General features: G+C 28.2%; 7 protein-coding genes. 6 read left to right on the top strand and 1 reads right to left on the bottom strand.

All coding sequences use genetic code 11. The annotated features are described in order from the left end of the window. The 5 genes from ACRC03_RS18510 to ACRC03_RS18490 form a co-directional block, all read left to right on the top strand. On the top strand, positions 1-897 hold an 897-nt coding region (locus tag ACRC03_RS18510; protein ID WP_438654085.1), incomplete at its 5' end, for a sensor domain-containing diguanylate cyclase. 164 nt (positions 898-1,061) lie between these two features. Continuing rightward, a complete protein-coding gene (locus tag ACRC03_RS18505; protein ID WP_438654086.1) occupies positions 1,062-1,280 on the top strand; it encodes a DUF4397 domain-containing protein in 219 nt (72 codons plus the stop codon). Between the two features lie 267 nt (positions 1,281-1,547). Continuing rightward, complete coding sequence (locus tag ACRC03_RS18500) at positions 1,548-2,213, top strand: M15 family metallopeptidase (protein ID WP_438654084.1); 666 nt, start codon at positions 1,548-1,550, stop codon at positions 2,211-2,213. A 26-nt stretch (positions 2,214-2,239) separates the two neighbouring features. Further along, entirely contained in the window at positions 2,240-3,103 is an 864-nt protein-coding gene (locus ACRC03_RS18495) for a PhzF family phenazine biosynthesis protein (RefSeq protein ID WP_438654083.1), read from the top strand. Positions 3,104-3,259: 156 nt separating this feature from the next. Then, a complete protein-coding gene (locus tag ACRC03_RS18490; RefSeq protein ID WP_438654082.1) occupies positions 3,260-4,087 on the top strand; it encodes an undecaprenyl-diphosphate phosphatase in 828 nt (275 codons plus the stop codon). 196 nt (positions 4,088-4,283) lie between these two features. Here the strand turns inward: ACRC03_RS18490 and ACRC03_RS18485 are convergent, their stop codons facing one another. Next, positions 4,284-4,619, bottom strand: coding sequence for a nucleoside triphosphate pyrophosphohydrolase family protein (locus ACRC03_RS18485; protein ID WP_438654081.1), 336 nt, complete (start codon positions 4,617-4,619; stop codon positions 4,284-4,286). A 342-nt stretch (positions 4,620-4,961) separates the two neighbouring features. Between ACRC03_RS18485 and ACRC03_RS18480 the strand changes: the two genes are divergently transcribed. Next, positions 4,962-7,031, top strand: a complete 2,070-nt coding sequence (locus tag ACRC03_RS18480) for an N-acetylmuramoyl-L-alanine amidase (protein ID WP_438654080.1) — start codon at positions 4,962-4,964, stop codon at positions 7,029-7,031. Positions 7,032-7,181 lie beyond the last annotated feature (150 nt).

The following is a 7,181-nucleotide window of genomic DNA, read 5'->3' as shown; positions in this document are numbered from 1 at the left end:
CAATTATGCATGAGAAATGGGAAAAAATCATTGTTAAATTCCACAGAAATACATAAGGATAGTTTTATGGGATATTGTATATATAACAATCAAGATATACTTATACACGATTTTTATAATGAATATAATCAATATATAGATAGTATTAGCAACTATTTAAAAATAATAAGAGATAATGAAAATATTAAAGCAGACAACTTGCCAACATCACTTATGTTTGTTCCTATTATAATAAATGAAAAAATAATTGGAGCAATAAGTACACAATCCTACAGAAAAAACGCCTATAGCCTAAAAGATTTAACTACTCTGAAAATTCTATCAACATACGTAGGAATTGCCTTAGAAAATTCAAGACTTTATAAAGAAATTCAACATAATGCTAATCATGACGAACTGACAAAGGTTTTAAATAGAAGAGAAGCTATGAAAAGAAGCAAATACTTTTTTGAAAAAGCAAAGCAAGGAAAAAAAGTATATATACTTATGATAGATATCGATAACTTTAAAAGAGTAAATGATACCTATGGACATCAGGAAGGTGATAAGGTATTGACTAAGGTTGCTAGTACTATTAAATCTTCTTTGAGGGAAAAGGATATAGTAGGACGATATGGAGGGGAAGAATTTATTGTTTTAGTTAAGCTTGAGGGTGAAAAATATGATTTAAAAGTGGCGGAGAGAATAAGAAGGAATGTAGAAAATATAGAGTTTGAGTCTGAGTTTGGTGAAACTATTAAGGTTACTGTTAGTATTGGTATGGTTAAGGTAAGTTCTAGTGATAGTTGTATAGAAGAGGCTATTGGTTTTTCTGATAAAGCTTTATATATGGCTAAGAATAGTGGTAAGAATAAGGTTGTAGTTTATGAAAATTGTGTTAGTAAAGGAATTATTTAAAAATATTATTAAACTACATAATAAAATAGAAAACTTTTAGTGTATAAGAAAGGCTCTTATGGGCCTTTTTGTGATTACGGAAACTATAGCACCTCAAAAACTGTGTATAAATTCACTAGCAATTATACAATATAAGATTAAAAATAGTGACGTGAAGGAACAAAATAGCATATGATATTGCATATAGAGATGAAACTTTGTATGCGTTTTTGCCACCAGGGCAATACAATATAACAGTAGAAGAAAGTGATAATAAATCACTTGTAGCAGAAGAAAAATTTGAATTTAAAGCTGAAAGAATTTACACAATATATATAATTGGAAATGTAGTAAATGTAGAGTTATTACAGTCTGTTGATGGAAATACTTATGCATGCATATAAAAATAATCAAAAAATCATATCTAATTTAGATATGATTTTTTGATTATAATATTAGTCTTAGATTAATTGTTAATAAATTTGTTGCTGAAAGTTATTAGACATAAATATTTTCATCACTCTGCAGTATATTATCATAGTTACTAACTAGAAGGATTTATTCTTAAGGATACTAAATTATAAAACTTAAGAAAACTTAAGATTTACTTATAAAATACTTAAATTCTATCTTCTAAAATAAACCTATAAAACTAAAGGAGAAGATAGATTATGAAAATAAGTAAATATATAATATTACCAATTGCACTTGTGACAGTTTTAACTACATTTATAATGAAAGGTGAAGATTCAGAGGTAAGTAGTCTTCAACAAAACTATGAGAATAATTCGAAACAAATAATATTAGTTAATGATGAAAATAAATTGGGATTAGACTATAAGCCTGTAGATCTTAAGATACCACAAATACCATTTATAGATGATGCTACAAATGAAGAACAACAAATAGAAGTAGTAGTAGTAAATGCTATAGAAGAGTTGTTTAAAGTAGCAAAGAGTGAAGGAATAAATCTTCTAGGAACATCTGCATATAGATCATATGAAACACAAATGGATATATATAAAAAGAGAATAAAATCACATGGTAGAAAAAGTGCAGATGAATATGTTGCAAAACCTGGATCTAGTGAACATCAAAGTGGACTGGCTATAGATGTTACTAATGAAGATAGATGGTTTGTAGAATCTACTAAAGAAGCAACTTGGCTAAAACAAAATGCACATAGATTTGGGTTTATACTAAGGTATCCAAAAGGTAAGGAATATATAACAGGAAAATCCTATGAGCCATGGCATATAAGATATGTAGGAAAAGAAATAGCTAAAGTAATTTTTGAAAAAGGAATAACTTTAGAAGAATATATACAAAATAAATAAGTTATTAATATATTGGGGGTTGAATAATGAAAGCATATACTTTAAATTCATTTGCAAAAGCAATAAATGGTGGAAATCCAGCAGGAGTTGTACTAAATGCGGATAATTTATCAGAGAGCCAAATGAAGAAAATAGCAGCTATTATTGGGTTTAGTGAGACTGCATTTGTTATGAAATCAAAAGTAGCAGATTTTAAGGTGAGGTTTTTTACACCTACTGAGGAAGTAGACCTTTGTGGTCATGCTACGATAGCTACTTTTTCATTACTTGCAAATAAAAAAATTATTGGAATAGGTAACTATACACAAGAAACCAAGGCTGGTATTTTAAAGGTTGAAGTAAAAGAACACTTATCAATTATGATGAATCAAAACTTACCTACATATTATGAAATTTTAGACAAGGATATAATAGCTAAGTCACTAAATATTAGTAAAGAATGTTTTGTTGAAGAATTGCCGATACAAATAGTATCAACTGGGCTTAAAGATATTATAATTCCTATAAAAAATATAGAAATACTAAATTCTATAAATCCAGACTTTGATCAGGTTTCCAAAGTAAGTGAAAAGTATAATGTAGTTGGATATCATATATTCACCCTTGAAACTGTAGAAAATTCAGATGCACATTGCAGAAATTTAGCACCACTTTATGGTATAGATGAAGAATCGGCAACAGGAACTTCTTGTGGAGCACTATCATGTTATTTATTTAAATACAAAAAAATAATGTACAAAAAAGAAAAAAATATTATAATAGAACAAGGGTACTCCATGAATAAACCATCGCTTATAAAATCAAGTCTTAAAGTAGAAGATAATGAAATTAGAGAAGTAAAAGTAGGTGGAGTAGCTTTAAACATACAAGAAATAGATATTGAATTGTAAAATAAATTATTAAACCTTACATGGATGTAATATAAATGTAAGGTTTGGTGATAGTTATATTTTAATAAATCAGTTAAAATTAATTTGTAAGAAAAAAGCTATAAATTATATATGGACAGTATCTGTATAAAAAAAGAAAAATGAGGTGAAACATTAATGCAATTAATGGAAATATTTAAAGCGATTATTTTAGGTGTTATTGAGGGAATCACAGAGTGGTTACCAATAAGTAGTACAGGACATATGATATTGGTTGATGAATTTTTACAACTATCTATGTCACCAGCATTCAAAGAAATGTTCTTTGTAGTTATACAATTAGGTGCTATTATGGCGGTCGTAGTTTTATATTGGAAGAAGATTTTCCCTTTTTCATTTGATAAGAAGCCGTTTGTACAAAAAGATATAGTAGTAATGTGGATAAAAATAGTTGTAGCCTGCGTACCAGCAGCAATAGTTGGAATTTTATTTGATGATAAAATAAACGACTTATTTTATAATTTCCAAACAGTAGCTATAGCTCTTATAGTATTTGGTATTTTATTTATAGTAGTAGAAAACTACAACAAAGGAAAAATGCCAATAGTAAAAGATATTAAGTACTTAACTTTTAAAATGGCTATAATCATAGGTTTATGGCAATTAGTAGCAGCTATTTTCCCTGGGACATCTCGTTCAGGAGCTACAATAGTAGGTGCATTATTATTAGGCGTTTCAAGAGAGGTAGCAGCGGAATTTACATTCTTCTTAGCTATACCAGTAATGTTTGGTGCGAGCTTACTTAAACTAGTTAAATTCGGAATAGCATTTACAAGCTTTCAACTTACAATTTTATTTGTAGGTATGGCAGTTGCATTTGTTGTTTCTGTATTCGCGATTAAATTTCTTGTTGAATACATTAAAAAACATGACTTTAAAGTATTTGGTTGGTACAGAATCGTACTTGGATGTATATTATTAGTATATTACTTCTTTATGATGTAAGTATTATAAGTTGTTTTAGAGAATACTAGTTACAATAAAATTAAACATATTAATTATATAGAGAAATAAGTAGTTTTGAACTTAAAATTAAATTTAAGTCAAATCTACTTATTTTTTTATTTACTCTTAGATTTCTTATACTATAATTATAACTACATAATAAGGAGGAAATCATAAAATTCAAGTTAAAATTAACTTATTCAACTCGATTAATACTGTCATCACAAGAGAATCCATTAGGATATCTACTTTTTAACTTTTCGATATTACCTGTAGCAACATCACTTAATTCTATCTCTAAAACATTACAAAGATTCGACAAGTACCACATAACATCACCGAGTTCCTTTTTTACTTCCTCAATATCTAAATCATGATTGTGGAAAAGGTGCTTTTTTATCATATCCCCAAACTCTCCAGATTCACATACAAGACCAAGGGTGTAGTTTATTAACTCTGTATCGTTAAAACTTCTTGTTCTTTGGACTTCTTTTTGGTATTTTTCAAATGTTTCTATTTTCAAATGTATCATCCCCTAACTATTTTAAAATTCTTTTTTATCAATTTTAACACAATAATATAAAAAAATATTATATTTGATAAAAAAAGTAGTAATAAAAAAGATATGAATAAAGGTATAAATGTGTAAAGAAGTTGTAATTGCAACGTTGTTGAGCAGAAGGAAAAGCCTTGTCATTGTTGACGGTATTCTTATTTTATGTTAAATTAAATTTGTATAATATGTAAAAATATTAAATTAAAATGAAAAAATTGTAAAACTTTATCGACAATAAATGGAAAATTATAATAAGTATTTTATATGATTATTATAATATCTAAAGTTAATATCATAAAATGGGAGAGAATATAGCTTATGAAAAAAAATATTAGGGTTAAAAAAAATCTAGCAATAATTAGTATGATGTCTGCATCATATATATTATTAAATCCAATTATAGGATTAGCAGACGAAAAAGCAGAAGCAGAATTTATAAAAGTGACTAACAAATACAACTTTGAAAATATAATAGTTGAAAATGGAATATCTTTAAGAAAAGGTGAAAACCTAGACTTATCTCAATTTCCAGGATGGGAAATATCAAATAATCAAACAGTTGAAATTAATAACGATATAGTATCACCAATAAATGAAGGTACAGTATATTTGAGTAACGAAATAGACGGAAAAGTTCATATAATAGAAGTTTATGTTCCAGATGGACAACCTGAAATGTTGTCTAGTCAAAACTCAAAAGAATCACGTAGAAATTATTATAAAGTATTCATTGATGCAGGACATGGTGGAAGTGACAGTGGTGCTAGTGGTTTTGGAAACTATGAAGATGAACTAAACTTACAAGTGGCTAAAAGGGTTCAATCAAAACTTGTACAAAAGGGTATAGAAGTACAAATGAGTAGAACTACTGATGTATTTTTATCTTTATCAGAGAGAGCTAATTTAGCAAATAGTTATGGAGCAGATGCGTTTGTTTCAATACATCAAAACTCTGCATCTGAAGCATCAGCTAATGGAATAGAAACATTCCACCACACAAATAAAACATCACATAAACCATTAAGTGCTAATATACAGACTAATGCTATAAAGGAAACAGGAGCAAAAGATAGAGGAGTAAAAAATGCTAACTTTGCTGTATTAAGAGAAACGGTAATGCCTTCTTCATTATTTGAAAGTGGATTTATATCTAATCAAGTAGAAAGTGCAAATTTAGCAAATCCTGCTTATCAAGAAAAATTAGCTAATGCAATAGCTAATGGAATAGAAAAGTATTTAAAAGAAAATATAAATTTAAATCCATCTGATGACAAAGTTATAGCAACTGGGACTGTAAATACTACATCTTTAAATGTTAGAAGTGGATATGGAACATCGAATTCAGTTATAGGAACTTTAGCAAAAGGAGCAAAAGTTGAAATACTTGAGACACAAAATGGATGGCACAAGATAAAATACAACACAGGTTATGGATATGTGTCAGGTAGTTATATAGATTTAGATAGTAGTGAACCAGAAACTTCAGTGAAACAAACTAAACTTACAGGAAATACAAGATACTCAACTGCTGTAAAAGTGAGTAACAGGGGATGGTCTCAAGCTGAAAATGTAATAATAGTTAATTCTGAGGCTATGTCTGATGCACTTAGTGCAACACCTTTCGCAAAATATAAGGATGCACCGATATTATTAACAGAAACTAATAATTTAAACGCAGAAACTAAAGCTGAAATCTCAAGATTAAAAGCTAAAAATGTATTTATAATTGGTGGAACAGGTGTAGTAAATCAAAATGTAGCTAATGAATTAAAAAATATGGGACTTACTGTAGATAGAATAAGCGGTGATGATAGATATGAGACTTCTCTAGCAATAGCAAAGAGACTAAGGGATATTTCGGAAATAGCAGTTGTAAATGGAGTAACAGGACTTCCAGATGCTGTTAGTATAGCACCAGTTGCTGCAAATAAAAATATGCCAATAGTATTAGCTTCACCAAATGAAGGAACTAAGGTATTTGATGAGTTTATAAAATCAAGTAATATAAAGACTTCTTATGTTATAGGAAGAGAAGGAGCTATTTCAAATGAAGTAGCAAATAAGTTACCGAATGCTACTAGATTAGGTGGAATAGATAGAAATGAAACTAACTCTATAATTATAGATACATTCTATGACCAAGATGTGTTAAATAATGTATTTGTAGCAAAAGATGGTATGAAAAATACAAGCGACTTAATAGATGCTTTAGCGGTAGGGGTATTAGCTTCAAAAGAAGATTCTCCAGTAGTTATAGTTGGTAATAAAATAAGTGATTATCAAAAGAATGTATTATTATCAAAAGCTTCAAATGAGGTTACTCAAGTTGGAGGAAACGGAAATGAAAATGCATTTACAGAATTAGTAAATATATTTAATGGAAAATAAATAATTAAAAATTAGCTTAATTGCAATATCAAATTGAACTATTTTTTAAAATATGAAAAATAATCTAAATATTAGGCTGCATATATAGAATCTAATTGTTCTTCAAATAGTTTCTCAGGCGTATTGTAGCCTAATATTTTTCTTGGTAAT

The organism is Romboutsia sp. (genome assembly GCF_051659545.1).
Taxonomy (GTDB): domain Bacteria; phylum Bacillota; class Clostridia; order Peptostreptococcales; family Peptostreptococcaceae; genus JBOFOR01.
Note: the sequence above shows the minus strand (reverse complement) of the source record. Positions and strands in the feature narration are given on the sequence as shown.